The organism is Mesorhizobium sp. P2_A12, from assembly GCF_056405075.1.
This window is the reverse complement of sequence record NZ_JBFUCU010000004.1, coordinates 727,562-741,394: the sequence shown is the minus strand read 5'-3', so window position 1 is coordinate 741,394 and position 13,833 is coordinate 727,562. Positions and strand designations below refer to the sequence as shown.

At 59.4% G+C, this 13,833-nt stretch carries 11 protein-coding genes and 2 pseudogenes; 6 read left to right on the top strand and 7 right to left on the bottom strand.

Annotation, left to right across the window (positions count from 1 at the left end):
* The 3 genes and pseudogenes from AC1DZU_RS13840 to AC1DZU_RS13830 all read right to left on the bottom strand — a co-directional run.
* Positions 1 to 184, bottom strand: a pseudogene (locus tag AC1DZU_RS13840) (type I secretion system permease/ATPase); the annotation flags it as partial.
* Between the two features lie 381 nt (positions 185 to 565).
* Positions 566 to 1,531, bottom strand: a complete 966-nt coding sequence (locus tag AC1DZU_RS13835) for a DUF5681 domain-containing protein (RefSeq protein ID WP_477285406.1) — start codon at positions 1,529 to 1,531, stop codon at positions 566 to 568.
* The gene (locus AC1DZU_RS13830; protein WP_477285404.1) at positions 1,521 to 2,873 is read right to left on the bottom strand and encodes a site-specific DNA-methyltransferase; all 1,353 of its coding nucleotides are present in this window, start codon (positions 2,871 to 2,873) and stop codon (positions 1,521 to 1,523) included. Before AC1DZU_RS13830 ends, AC1DZU_RS13835 begins: the two co-directional genes overlap by 11 nt.
* A gap of 348 nt (positions 2,874 to 3,221) precedes the next feature.
* On the opposite strand from AC1DZU_RS13830, the gene AC1DZU_RS13825 reads away from it, so the two are divergent.
* The 4 genes from AC1DZU_RS13825 to AC1DZU_RS13810 all read left to right on the top strand — a co-directional run bounded on the left by AC1DZU_RS13825 (position 3,222) and on the right by AC1DZU_RS13810 (position 8,130).
* Complete coding sequence (locus AC1DZU_RS13825; protein WP_477285402.1) at positions 3,222 to 3,680, top strand: Ros/MucR family transcriptional regulator; 459 nt, start codon at positions 3,222 to 3,224, stop codon at positions 3,678 to 3,680.
* A 959-nt stretch (positions 3,681 to 4,639) separates the two neighbouring features.
* On the top strand, positions 4,640 to 6,784 hold the full coding sequence (locus AC1DZU_RS13820; protein ID WP_477285400.1) for an adenylate/guanylate cyclase domain-containing protein: 2,145 nt from the start codon (positions 4,640 to 4,642) through the stop codon (positions 6,782 to 6,784).
* 301 nt (positions 6,785 to 7,085) lie between these two features.
* Positions 7,086 to 7,226: a hypothetical protein gene (locus AC1DZU_RS13815; RefSeq protein ID WP_477285398.1), complete on the top strand. Its 141-nt coding sequence runs from the start codon at positions 7,086 to 7,088 to the stop codon at positions 7,224 to 7,226.
* Positions 7,227 to 7,323: 97 nt separating this feature from the next.
* Complete coding sequence (locus AC1DZU_RS13810) at positions 7,324 to 8,130, top strand: hypothetical protein (RefSeq protein WP_477285396.1); 807 nt, start codon at positions 7,324 to 7,326, stop codon at positions 8,128 to 8,130.
* A gap of 54 nt (positions 8,131 to 8,184) precedes the next feature.
* Here AC1DZU_RS13810 and AC1DZU_RS13805 read toward each other — a convergent pair whose 3' ends face one another.
* Positions 8,185 to 8,640 (bottom strand): hypothetical protein, encoded by a 456-nt coding sequence (locus tag AC1DZU_RS13805; RefSeq protein WP_477285394.1) that lies wholly within the window; start codon positions 8,638 to 8,640, stop codon positions 8,185 to 8,187.
* 361 nt (positions 8,641 to 9,001) lie between these two features.
* Between AC1DZU_RS13805 and AC1DZU_RS13800 the strand changes: the two genes are divergently transcribed.
* A complete protein-coding gene (locus tag AC1DZU_RS13800; protein WP_477285392.1) occupies positions 9,002 to 9,661 on the top strand; it encodes a L,D-transpeptidase in 660 nt (219 codons plus the stop codon).
* A gap of 10 nt (positions 9,662 to 9,671) precedes the next feature.
* Entirely contained in the window at positions 9,672 to 10,184 is a 513-nt protein-coding gene (locus tag AC1DZU_RS13795; protein WP_477285390.1) for an OmpA family protein, read from the top strand.
* A 290-nt stretch (positions 10,185 to 10,474) separates the two neighbouring features.
* Here the strand turns inward: AC1DZU_RS13795 and AC1DZU_RS13790 are convergent, their stop codons facing one another.
* The 3 genes and pseudogenes from AC1DZU_RS13790 to AC1DZU_RS13780 form a co-directional block, all read right to left on the bottom strand.
* Positions 10,475 to 11,269, bottom strand: a complete 795-nt coding sequence (locus tag AC1DZU_RS13790; protein WP_477285388.1) for a bestrophin-like domain — start codon at positions 11,267 to 11,269, stop codon at positions 10,475 to 10,477.
* A 192-nt stretch (positions 11,270 to 11,461) separates the two neighbouring features.
* Positions 11,462 to 11,738, bottom strand: a pseudogene (locus tag AC1DZU_RS13785) (adenylate/guanylate cyclase domain-containing protein); the annotation flags it as partial.
* A gap of 2 nt (positions 11,739 to 11,740) precedes the next feature.
* Positions 11,741 to 13,576 carry a TPR end-of-group domain-containing protein gene (locus AC1DZU_RS13780; protein ID WP_477285386.1) on the bottom strand — a complete coding sequence of 612 codons (1,836 nt, stop codon included), beginning with the start codon at positions 13,574 to 13,576 and terminating at the stop codon, positions 11,741 to 11,743.
* Positions 13,577 to 13,833 lie beyond the last annotated feature (257 nt).

Genomic DNA, 13,833 nt, shown 5'->3' with positions numbered 1-13,833 from the left:
GGCTTGCGTACACGCCCCGCACGACTTCGAGCACTCCGAATAGCAAAAGCGACGAAAGCGCAAGCAAGGTTAGGTACGTGAGAGTATCCAAATTGGCGGCGGGCAAAACACGATCATATACCTGCAGCATGTATAGAGGCAGAATTAGCACCAGGGTGTTCATCACCGCGGAGAAGAGGCCCATTTCGACCACGCTCCTCGATAGCACCTTTCGGTTTGTAGAACTGGACATGCCCGAAATTGCCCCCCGGCGAACAGCACGCACATTAGACAATCTTTATATATCATGCGAGGTCGTCACGCTATCGGCTGCGATTCTTTTGATAGCCATAGTAAAGAGGACCAAAGCGGGCCGAGGCGTCACGTTAGGTAGACCTGCCGTCAGCATGCGTTTAGCTGCATCGCGAGGCCAAGGCCTTGGCGGCAAAGACGGTTCATCATGTTTGCAAACTCGTACGCTGCCCCGGGTGAACTGTTCGCTCATTGCCTTTACCGAATGGCGATTGTTGTTCGGAAACTATGTCGCGATGTCAAATGCCTCCAAAACGCATGGGGCTAGAGGTACTCAATGCAGCCCTCGTCGCTCCATGAAATCCAACGCGGCATCATCAAACTCACCTCTCGCCGTCGCGTCGACGTCGAGTTTCCCAGCCTGCACTTCCTGGTACATCGCACCGAAATCCTCGAACCATTTTTTTACGACGCGAAGGTCGTGTGACAGGTAACCGCGTGGTCGAGGACGCCCGATCTTACGCCAGGCAACGAATAGAAGTTTGAGCAACTTTCGTTTTGAGAAAGCCTCGTATTTGAACTGCCTGTGAATCCACTCAATGTCCGGGAGCCGCAGACGAGGTGGGATGCTTTTCTCCAGGAGCATTGCCATCACCATTGCGGCGCCAGGGTCATTGAATTGCCGGCCATCTGACCTGCGGGTCGATTTGTGATCGAGCGCATCCTGCATAATGAGGGTCTCCCGCATTTGCAGCGTCCGCTCCAGTTCGCGTTGCTCATCCTTGTTAACAGGCCCCAGAAACCTTGGGCCTGTCGCCGGGTCAGGAACAACGTCGTCTGGATGAGGCAGGATAGTTGGGATCGGTTCACCTCTCTGCTTCGCGTCTTCAATTTCAGCAGTCTTGATGGCCTTCCACAATTCGCAAAGTTCATTGCGATCTCGGATGTCCCGTGCGTTGGCTTCATCGGCTCTCGTGAACAAGTCCGACACCAACCCCTGCGCGCGCGCATTTCCTTTGAGCGCATCAACCAACATTCTTTGTGAGACTGCTTCTCTACCTGTTAGTTCGATGGCTTTGCCGCCATCCATGAGTGAGATTTTCTTGTTGGCCGCTTTGAGCGCAGCTCTAAGCATGGGCTGTTCCGCCATAGAGAGATCCGGCGCCGCTCTTCGTGGCCGCCCTGCAGGATTGCCGGAGCGTCCTTTTTCGAAACGCGTTGCCTTGGGTGGTTTTCCGTAGCCGGCCCCAAACACAATCTGCTTTTTGATACCTTCATTGTTGCCATCTTCAACCGACATTGGATTGCCTCCGAGAAGTGATTCCGCGAACTCTAGAACCGGGCGCTCTTCGCAATTCAGGGGCGGCCCCGAACTGCATGTTGCCATCAGCAAGAAGGGCTTCTCTCCCGGTGTATCTTTGCCAGCGCGAGATGATGGTGTCGCAAAAGGCGGGATCGTATTCGATAAGCCTCGCCTGCCGTCCGCAGCTCTCCGCGGCGATAAGGGTGCTGCCAGAGCCGCCGAATAGGTCGAGCACGATCTCGTTTCGCCGCGAACAATCCTTGATCGCGTCGGCGACCAGAGCGACTGGCTTTACAGTTGGATGCATGGAGAGCTCATCCATGCGGTTGGCGCCGAGGCTGCTGATGCCGGCATAGTCCCAGACGTTGGTCCGATATCGTCCCGTCTCGCCAAGGCCAAAGCTGTTGGTGTGAGGAGCAGTGCCGATCTTGAAGACGAACACCAACTCATGCTTCGAGCGATAGAAGCTGCCCATGCCGCCATTCGACTTGTTCCAGACGCACAGGTTTTTGAGTTCGGTGAATGCCGCCTCGCCTGCATCCTGAAGCTCTCGCATATGGCGCCAGTCCATGCAGACGAAAGCGATAGCGCCGTCCTTTGCGACACGGGAAGCATTTGACAGCGTCACCGTCAGGAACTCGGTAAACTCGGCACTGCTCATTTCGCCAGATGCGAACGCAAACTCGCGATGGCGGACGGATCCGAGGCCACCGACATTGCCGTCGATAGCGACGTTGTAGGGAGGATCGGTGAAGATGAGGTCGGCCGTGTCGCCGCTCATCAAGCGAGTGACATCGTCGCTCGACCGGGCGTCGCCGCACAGCAAGCGATGGCGGCCAAGCAGCCAAAGCTCACCCTGCTTCGAGACCGCCTCGCCTGGAAGTTCGGGAATTAGATCGGCAGCATCATTCGCGGCCGCCGACGCGTTTCTTGCATGGTCAAGTGTCAGATCGATTTCAGCGAGCGAGAACCCGGTCAACGTGACGTCGAAATCAATGTCGATCAGCGCCTGCAGCTCAATCGCCAGGATCTCTGTGTCCCAGCCCGCGTTCAGCGCAAGCTTGTTGTCGGCAAGAATATAGGCGCGACGCTCCTCAGCACTGAGATGCGAAAGCCGGAGCGTTGGTACGGCGACAATTCCAAGCTCCTTCGCGGCCATGACACGGCCATGACCTGCGATGATTTCGCCGGTGTCGCTGACCAGGACCGGATTGGTGAAGCCGAAGCGCGAGATGCTTTCGGCAATTTGTCGGATCTGCTTTTTTGAATGCGTTCGAGCGTTACCAGCATAGGGCCGAAGGGCCGCAACGGGCTGCATTTCGATCGATGGAGAATTCATCTCTAACTATCCGCTTGGCTGATTACATAGTGGATGCGGAAATGGAGACGAAGGCAGCGGAAAAAATCAAGGCTTACTGATCAAAATAGCGCCAAAGGGATGATTTTTACTGTATTGCCCGTTTAATACCGATTTAAGAACACATTTCGGCCACATTTGATGAGTGCAATTGTTGCACTCATTTCAAAAATGCGACCCAGGCCGAATCACTCGGCGATCGCTAGGCGCAAAATGATCTTCTTTAGCCCGAGCAATTAGCCGACCAATGGGTGGCGTTGGTCGTTCTGCCTTGCGACCGCAGTGTTTTTCAGAATAGTAGCGTCTGGGCGAAACTGACGGAGATTGAGTTTGACCGACGAAGCCAGAGCAGAAAAAGACGCTCTTCTAGAACTAACCGCAGACATCGTTGCCGCATACGTTCAAAACAATGCAACCCCAGTGGCGGGACTGCCTGACCTCATCTCCAGCGTAAATTCTGCCCTTTCCGCGCTGATCACGCCCATTGCCGCCCCGGAACCTGTCCAAACACCGGCGGTCAATCCCAAGAAGTCTGTGTTTCCCGACTACATCATCAGCCTTGAAGATGGTCGCAAATACAAATCGCTGAAGCGTCACTTGGGCGCAACCTACGGTCTCACGCCCGATGCCTACCGGGCAAAATGGGGCCTGGCAAAAGACTACCCCATGGTAGCGCCGAGTTATTCTGCAACGCGATCCGCGATGGCGAAGACGATTGGCCTCGGCCGCAAGGCCGCCGCCGTGCCAGCGAAGCAGGCGCCTGCAAAGCGTAAGCCCAAAGCCAAATAGTGATCTAAGCCCCAGGGGCAGTAGCTGCAGCGAGTGCCCAACCGTGGGGATGGGCAACGACGCTCCCGCTGCAGTCTCCGCAATCCGACAATCACATCCCAGTCTATCGCATAGCGTTTTCGGGAAGGAGCAAACTGCTCCCGCCTTTCTTCAATGTGCAACCGCGCTAGGGCATCCGACTCCCATCAAACGGCAACGCGTTCCCGGACGACGACAATTCGATCCCACGTAATGACAATCGCATCCCAGATAACGACAACCAGTTTCCCTGTTAAGTCACCGTCGACTGCTGAATTTGCCTGACACCTGGTCGAATTTCCCTGATAGGTAGCGCAGGGAATTTGTCCATAAATAGCTGAAATCGCACGATAATATCGCTCTTCCGCTGCACGAAAATCGAGCGTTACGCGGGAATTCCCTGTTTTTTGCCTGTTATCAGGGAATATCAAACGGAGACTGGTTCGCCAGAGACTGCTCGGTTCACCACTCAGTCAATGGTAGTATTGGCTATGTCGGCCGGCCCGAAATTCAGTCGACATTTCCGTAGGTTAGGCTGCGCTCCAATTAGACTGTCGGGCTCATATGCCCAGTCAGTCTCAGTTTCCGCCCAGTTTTCAAGGCCTGTCTCTTTGACCGGTTTCTGTGCCCTATTGTTTTTGTGACCGATGCAGAGAGATTGCCGACGTGACCCGCTTCTGGAGAGCGGGAAGTGACGAGACGGTGATTAGAAGCCCGGAACAGACTGTTGCTGGTTCCGATTAAGGGGACGGTGTCGGTGCGACCGCGACGCTTCTGCGCCGTGCGGTCGCACGGGTAAATCGACAACGCATTCCCGCACACGTCTCGCAGTAAATTTGGTATGCATATGCGAGGGAGAGGGCAACAGATGAAACACAATCTTGGCTTGGCGTCCGACGCGACGCCGACACTCCTGTTTCCGAAGACATGATGCAAAAGCAATGTCAGATCTCATGCCTTCTCCAGATGTGACCGGCTCATCCCGCCCCGCGGGCTGGGGCTTGGCCGCAAAGCTGTTTACAACCCTTGTCCTTCTTGGCGCGACCGCGGTCCTGGTGACCGGGGTGCTCGGTTACTTCCGCGCTCGCGACGCTCTCGAAAAAGCAGTCTTCGACCAACTCACGGCCGCCCGTCAGACCAAGGCGCGCCAGGTTGAAACCTACTTCCGCACAATCCAGGCGGAGCTGCGCCTGCTTGCCACTTCCAAGATGGTGGTCGATGCGACACGCGAGTTCCGGATCGCGGTCGACCAACTCGACCGGGCAGGCGCGCCGCCTGACCTACGCCAGAAGGTCGGCGTTTGGTACGCTGAGAACTTCATCCCCGGAATGACGCGCACCCTAGGCAGGGAACCAGCCCTGTCGGACTACCTGCCGGTCAGTGGTGCCCCCTACTATCTACAGTATCACTACATTGTGGAGAATCCCAACTCGCCGGAGCGGCGCAAGCTTCTCGACGACGCCGGCGACGGAAGCGAATACACCAGGCTGCATGCCATATATCATCCATTGATGCGCGCCGCGGCTACCACGGTCGGCTTTTTCGATCTCATGATTGCCGATCCCAAATCAGGTCGCCTGATCTATACGGTCGAGAAGGAGGTGGATTTCACCACGTCCCTTCAATTGGGTCCGTACCGTCGCACCAACGTCGCGGCCGCCGTCGCCCGCTGCTCGCAGATCGCAGATCCGTCAGCCATCTGCCTCGAAGATTTCTCCTCTTATGCGCCATCTGGCGGCGCACCGATCGCCTTTATGGCAGCACCGGTGATTGCCCAGGGCGTCGTCATCGGCGCGCTGGTCGCGCAACTGTCGAATGATGAGATCGACAACGTTGTCACTGGTAACCGCCGCTGGCCGCAGGAAGGGTTCGGCGACACGGGTGAGGCCTATCTCGTCGGACCCGATTATCTGGCGCGCTCTGGCCCGCGGGCGTTCTACGAGAACCGGGATAACTTCTTCGCCGACCTCAAATCCGTGGGCGCTTCGGACGAGGAGATCGCCGTCATTCAACGGTACGGGACACCAGTGCTGCATCAGCGCATCGACACCAAGGCCTCGCGTGCCGCGCTCGCCGGTGTCGAGGGCACGGGCGAGATCATCGGATACCGAGGTGTCCCGACGCTCGCTTCATGGGGACCGCTTGCGATTTCCGATGTCAAGTGGGCTCTCGTCGCCAAGATCGACAGCGCTGAGGCCTTCGCACCGATCGCCGAACTCCGCCGGGATCTGTTGCTCGTCGGAGGACTGGCGATGCTCGTGGTCGCCGCCACCGCCGCCTGGCTTTCGCGCGCGCTGCTCGGACCGCTCCGCGATCTCACTGCCGGGGTGAAACGCTTCTCTGCTGGCGACTATGCGACCAGCGTGCCGGTCCGCACGCGCGACGAGATTGGCGAACTCTGCTCGGCCTTCAATGGCATGGTTGAGGATCTGCACCAGAAGAATCTCGTGATAGAGAACAAGAACCGCGAGAACGAGCAGCTGCTGCTCAACGTCCTGCCGGCACCGATCGCCAATCGGCTGCGCGCTGGCGAGGAGAGGATCGCCGACGGCTTCGCCGAGGTCACGGTCGCCTTCGCAGACCTGGTCGGGTTCACGGCACTGACATCGGAAATGCCGCCGCACGATGTCGTGATGTTTCTCAACGGACTCTTCACGCGCTTCGACGTTGCCGCCAATGATCTCGGCATCGAAAAGATCAAGACGGTGGGCGACTCCTATATGGCGGTGTGCGGCCTACCCGTGCCGGTAGCCAACCACGCCGAGCGCATGGTCCGCATGGCCATCCGCATGGTCCACATTACCCGCGAACACGCGATGGAACACAACGTCTCGATGAAGCTCAGGGTTGGCGTCAACAGTGGGCCAGTGGTCGCCGGCGTCATTGGGAAGAGTAAGTACATCTATGATTTATGGGGCGACACAGTGAACCTGGCGAGTCGCATGGAGTCTGGCGGAGTTCCCGACTCTGTTCAGGTGACGCGCCCCGTCTACGAACAGCTCAAGGACCAATTCGTCTTCGAGACGCGCGGCGCTATCGAAGTCAAAGGCAAGGGAAAAGTGGAAGCCTGGGTATTGAGATTTTAGTTGCGGGGGAAGCTCCGATGCCGGCTTGCCCTCCACCTTTCCGCCGTCAATGGCTTTCGCCGCGGGCGCGACTGGCGCGCCCTGAGGGGAGCGGACCCGAATGTCCGCTTCGCGCCGATGTCGGTCGTCCAGGCTGCGTTGGCCAACTTCCAGAAGTGGACATCGCTTATGATCCGCCTCAGCAGCCGACAAAGCTGTGCCCCACTCAAAAAGTCGCCGACAGTAGATGCAGCCCGAGGCGAACCGGCCCCGCCAGCCGCAAACAACTCAACCGCCTCCTTGGGAACACCATGGAGAAATCATGAAAACCCTTATTCTCGCTTCATTGCTTGCATTCGCCGCAACGTCTGCCGTCATCGCGCCCGTACAGGCCGCGCAAATTATCATTCAGAACGACGATGGCGACAACGGCAACCAAGGCCATAGGCGTCATCGTCAGTAGACTGGCGAAGACTGACGACGCAGCAAGCGGCGGCATTTCCAAATGTGCTTGTGGGCGGATTTGGGCTGTTTTATCTATGGCTTCAACAGGAGCCGATATGAGTGTTCCAAATGTTGATCAAACTATCACCGCAGGAAAGCTGGCGGAATTTGTAGCGAAGTCCGTAGAGGCGGCGCGCGCGGTGGAAGGGCCATTTTACCATCTCGAGTTCGACCGGGTCTTTCCGGAGGATGTTTATAAATCCATGCTGGCGGCGCTGCCGGTGTATGCGGATTACCGGCCGATGCACGGCCGGTCCAAACAGCGGGATGCGTTGGGTGCGTCCACGCGGGTGAAGATTGATCTTTTTCCGGAAAACATCCGACATCTGCCGTCGGCAAAGCGGACGGTGTGGAACGTGGTTGGCAAGGCGCTTTGTTCCGAGCCGGTGAAGAACGCTTTCCGTCGCCGGCTGGCACCGGCGATGGGGCGACGGTTCGGGCCCGGCTTGGCCGAGGTGGGCATGTTTCCAATTCCCATCCTAACGCGTGACATTCCGGGCTACGAAATTCCGCCGCACACGGATACACATTGGAAGGGCATCACGGTGCAGCTTTACCTGCCACCAGACGAGGCGCACACCAACATCGGGACGATCTTTCACGAGGAGCTGCCGGGCGGCGGGCTGGCGAAGAAGATGCAGATGCGTTTCGCGCCGAACACGGGCTATGCTTTCGCGGTAGACAAGGACACGTGGCACTCGGCGGACATAGTGGGGCCGGAAGTGACAACACGGGACAGCATCCTGCTGACGTATTTTGTGGATAGCGGGTTGCTGCGCATCCTGCGTAACCGGGGGAAACGGGTGGGCAACTTTATCAGCAATGAGATCCGGAATTTGGGCTGGTTCATACCGGGCACGTGAGTCCGGGGTTGCGGCCTCCGTTCGTTGCCGGTTGAGAAAGCGTTCCCGATACAATCATCCGCCGGGCGATGCCCCTTCGGAATCCGGAAGAAAAACGTCGGCTGACGAACGCCGCCGCTGCAGCTGTTGGAGCTCCAGGCTGCTGCCGCGCAGGAGCAACGTTCCGAGTTTGACCGCAGCTTTGGCGCCGTCCACGAGGTCATAAAGCACCGGCATAACGATCGTCGCGATCGGAAGACCATCGGTAGCGGAGAGTGTCTCCAGACTTCGCGCCCAGTGCTCCGGCTCAAACAGACGCGCCTCGGTGGGGATTCCTTTCATCCAATCAGCCGGAAGCGCCTCCGACAGGTAAGGAGAGAGTAGGGACAAACGGCGAATGCGATCCTGCGACAGGCCGTTGATCATCGCATCCGCGAGCGCTGCGCAGGTCTGGCCGGCGCGCGTGCTCAGGGCTGAAACGCCGCCAGCGAAATGGATCGGGAGACCCGCGTCCGCCGACAGGACCAGCATGCAACGCACGCGCCCAGCGAAGCGCTTCAACCACCTCCGCGCGTGGGTCGGCGCAAACCTCACAGATCAGATGTTCGGAGGCTGCAGAGGCGTCTGATGTATCCTAGATCAGAGACCCTGAACTGCAAGGCTGCCCTATACAAAGCAGCGACAACCCTTTGAGATTGCCTGCCAACACGGTCGCGGGACCGTTTTCAAGTTTCGGCCCGATGATGCCGTGATTCATTTTGGAGCGGCAGCTTATTGGCAGTTCCGATCAAATAGCGGACTGACAGCTTGCAGCTAACTGCAGCATTTTCCACTTTGAGGCGAAATAATTCTCAACTATGGTCCGCAAGGCTTAAGGCATGGGGGATTGCCGATGGTTTTATCACGCAGGGGTGTCGTGCTCGGCGGCCTGGCGCTGGTCGCGGTCGGTGCAACCGGCAATATTGTTCAAGCCGCGACGGCAAAATCCTTTTTCGCCGGTACCGCCAGCGACAACAATTTTGTCTATCGCAAGACCAACTTCGCCAAGATCGACAAGAGATGGCATCGCCAGATCGTCAAGTATTTCAGCAGCGAGCCGGTCGGCACCGTCGTGGTCGATACCCGCCACCACTTCCTCTACCTCATCATGGAAAACAAGACCGCCATCCGCTACGGCGTCGGCGTCGGCAAGGACGGCTTCAAATGGTACGGCCGCGCGACCATCGACCGCCGCGCGCTGTGGCCGCAATGGGTCCCGCCCCCCGAAATGCGTAAGCGCAGGCCGGACCTACCGCCCATGATCGCAGGCGGCGCGTCCAACAATCCGCTCGGGCCGCGCGCGCTCTATCTGTACCGCGACGGCGCTGACATCGGCTACCGCCTGCATGGCACGCTGGAGCCATGGAGCATCGGCACCGACGCTTCCAGCGGCTGCATCCGCATGTTCCCGGAAGACATCATCGACCTCTACCAGCGGTGTCCGATCGGCACCGCGGTGGAGGTCCTGCCACACATCGCCGACCAGGCGCCCGCTTCCACCACTGTCGAATGATTGGCGCCTCATGAGCCGCATGATTGAAAACACGCGCCGGCTGCTCGCCGCCAGCCTGCTGGTGCTGGCCGCATCCTGCTCGACCAGCAACACGCTGGCCCCTCCCACGCCCGACATCACCAACGCCGAGGTTGCCGGCTTCCAGAACGTGCAGCCGGGCAGCGAGGAGGATTTTATCCTCAATGTCGGCCGCCGCATCTATTTCACGCAAGGTTCAGCCGCGCTCGATTCGGTCGCCAAGGCCACCCTCGACACCCAGATCGCCTGGTTAGCAAAGCATCCGCGCTGGCTGCTCAAGCTGCAGGGTTTCGCCGACGATCCCGGCGCGAGCGAAACTGCGCTGTCGCAGCAGCGCGCCGATGCGGTGATGGACTACCTCGCCGCCGGCGGCATAGACCGCAACCGCATGTGGGCCAAGGGCTACGGCAAGGACAGGCTCGTCCGCGATTGCCCCGACGCCGCCTGCAGGTCGCAGAACCGCCGCGTTGTGTCTAATTTGCGCGATGAGAGGGACGAGTCGTAGGGGCTGCTGTTTTGCTTGTCACCAAATCAGAGTCTCACAAGGCGACGGCGGCATGGCTGTTTTGCGCCTCATGTCGGCCGAAGAGATTGGCTTAACCGCTGCCTGAAAGCAGACGTGGCCAGCGACAGGGCTGGACGTCTTGATTGCGCCAATTGCCGACATTGGCATTCAGCTTCCTCAGTGCCGCGAGGCGATCCCGTCGCGGACTGTCAAAATGATCCCGAAAACAGTCATGGTCACCGGCGCCACACCGGAGTGGGAATTTACCCGTCTCTGCACTCCTACCTGTATCATCCGCCGCCGCCCGCTTTGGCTTCCGGCATAACTTGCAGCAACGGCTGCGGCGACACTGCGATCTCTCCCGTGAAGGGCCGATCGTGGGCGAGAATCAAGAGAACGGATGCCGCCACGCCGGTCGCAAAACTTCCAAGAGCGATCGCCGATGCCATTCGGTTATCACTATGAACGACCGCGATCGCGAGAAGAGCACAGAAGGCTTGCAGGATCAGGCAGGCCCACTTCGTGGGGTTGACTTGTGCGGAGCTGACGAGAATCCGTTGGCGACGCGCCTCAAAGGCGTCCTCAAGCCACCTCGTAATCTCGCGCTGCGCGATCTCCTGGCCGGGATTGCTTGGCGTCAAAGCCAGCGTCGTCCGCAGCGCCTCGTTAAGCGCCGGCGGGATTATGGTGAGGGTCGCCGCGCTCTCGGCCATCAGCGGCCACTCCTGGCTCGTCGTTTCCTCGATATAGCTGCGCACCAGCGTCAGTAAGCGCGCCTCGGGCTCCCCGGGAAAGCTGCTCGCCAGAACCACGACCGACCGCAATGCACTGGCCTCGCGATTGACTGCCGCATTGGCGTGATCGTTGTCGCTCCAGACCTGAGCCGCGGTGAACGCCACAAACAGGCCAAAGATGATACCGAGCGGCGGCAACATGCCAGGCGAAAGCGCCTTGAATGACCGCGCCGTGGAGCCCACAGAAAGAGCGGCGATGCCTTGGTGCAAGATGAACGCGACGATATAGGTGGCCCCGAACACGACGAGAGCCATCCAAGCGAGTGGAAGAGTATGCAACCAGCCACTCATGGTAGCGCCTGCCCTCCTGAGAATTCGTCGTCAGGCGTTTGTAAGGCCGTCGTTCCACTCGTGGCAATGCCACTGTGTTCCATCGTGTCAACAAACTCTATGCACGGGTGCAATCGGCTGCCCACGCCGGTCGAAAGACCTGCTTTATTAATCGCATCGCAGTGGGTGCTTGCGACGGGAGGATTGCCCGCCGATGCGGCGCTCCTCCGGCACCTCGACATTGCGCTCATGCATCCGGCGCTGGATGTCAGCGGCGCACGCCACTGCATTCACCACGGTCGGGAACTCGACCAGCATGCCGTCGCCCGTGAGCTTGACGATGCGGCTCTGGTGTTCGGCGATCTTTGCCGTCGGCCATCTCGCGCCGATGCGTCTTGAGCGCCAACAGCGTGCCGGCTTCGTCAAGCCCCATCAGCCTGGAACAGCCGACCACGTCGGCGGCCAATATTGCGGTCGGGCGTCGTTCCATTGCTATCTCGCAAGCTCCAGCACCGTCTGCCAGCGCGGAAGGCTGTGCAGCGGGTCAAAATCCGAGTCTTGCAGAACCCACGCTTTCATCTCGTGGTTGGCGCGCGGCATCACGCTCTCGAGCATGTCGAACGTCCGGTCGAAATCACCGAGGAAGCAGTGGAAGCAGGCAAGGTTGTATTGGGTCAGGACATCGTCGGGGTCGATCGCGAAAGCGCGCGCGGCCCACTCCTTCGCCCGATCGAACTCGCCAAGTCCGGCGAGCGCGTTGGCGCCGAGGTACGCAGGCCGGGGATTTTCCGGATTCCTTGCAAACTCGCGCTCGGCTCGTTCAACACCCCTGCGAGCCGTCTCCCTTTGTTCCTCATGCCGTCCCAACGTGCGATAGATCTGAATCAGCAAAAGCAGGGATTGGTAGTCGTTGGGGTCTATCTCGGCGGCGCGCTCCCAGTGGACGGCGGCCTTTTCGAGCTTTCCCCGCGCATAACAGCTGCGGGCGTAGAAATAGTGGGTTTCGAACAGGTTGGGGTTGCCCGCGATCGCCTGCTCGAATTCTCGATCCGCTTCGTCGTACAGCTGGCCGATCGAGAGGGCCAGTCCGCGCGACGCATGCGCTTCGGCCAGTCCGCTTTCGATCTCGAGCGCCTTGGCGGCGTTGGCCAGTATGCCGTCGAGCGACACCTCCTCGCTGTAGTCGAGGAACAGGAAGGAGTCGCAATCGGCGCTGCCGGCATAGGCGCGCGCATAGAGAGGGTCGAGCTCGATCGCCATCGTGAACATCCGTCTGGCGAGCCGGTAGTTCAGCTTTGTGCCGCGGTGGAAAAACTCACGGCCTCTCAGATAGTAGGTGTAAGCCTCGACACTCTCGGTCGGAGACGCCTCGATCGCCTTCTTTTCTTCCGGCAGCAGCCTGACCTTGAGCTGGTCGACGATCGTTTTGGTGATCTCGTCCTGAATCGCGAAGATGTCCGTCAGGTCGCGGTCGTAACGATCGGCCCACAGATGCGTGCTGTCCTTGCCGTCGATCAGCTGCGCGGTGATGCGCACGCGCTGGCCGGCCTTGCGGACGCTGCCTTCAAGCACCGTTGCGACATTGAAGCGCCGGCTGACCTCCTGCACGTCGACGGACTTGCCCTTGTAGGTGAACACCGAATTGCGGGCGATCACCGACAGGCCGGAGATCTTCGACAGGTCGGTGATGATGTCCTCGGTGATGCCGTCGGAGAAGTATTCCTGCTCCGGGTCGCCGCTCATGTTGTTGAACGGCAGCACAGCAATCGACGGTTTTTCCTTCGCCGGCGCCGGCTTGGGCGACGCCGCGCCGGCGAAGAGGTCGACATTGTAGACTCGAACCGGCCGGTCGATGTTCTTCAGCGTCTGCTCGCCGGTGTCCTCAAAGGAGAGATCGAGCCGGTTGCCGACATTGTCGCGGACCGAGCCGGACACCGCGACGCCGCCGGGCTTGGCGATGCTTTCGATGCGCGCCGCGATATTGACGCCGTCGCCATAGATGTCGTTGTCCTCGAAGATGATGTCACCGAGATGGACGCCGATACGGAACTCAATGCGGCGCTCCTCCGGCACGTCGACATTGCGCTCGTGCATCCGGCGCTGGATGTCAGCGGCGCACGCCACTGCGTTCACCACGCTAGGGAACTCGACCAGCATGCCGTCGCCCGTGAGCTTGACGATGCGGCCCTGGTGTTCGGCGATCTTGCCGTCGGCCATCTCGCGCCGATGCGTCTTGAGCGCCGACAGCGTCCCGGCTTCGTCAAGCCCCATCAGCCTGGAATAGCCGACCACGTCGGCGGCCAATATTGCGGTCAGGCGTCGTTCCATACTCGGTTGCCCCGCTTCCTTCGGAAGCATACCTTAGCAGTTTCCCCGTGTCGCAAGCAGCCTTTCGCCGACCAGAGGAAGAATACCGGCGTTCGCACAAGGGCAAACTGGCAAACCACTGCTCGAATGTCCGTTCATGCCGCGATCCGCGCCTATCGCGATCGATGCATTCGAAGCAAAGCCTTGTTGCGAGCGAATTCGCTGCTTTCCAGTTTTCGGGGAATTCAGGCGGAGACTGGTTAGCGCGAGACTGCCGC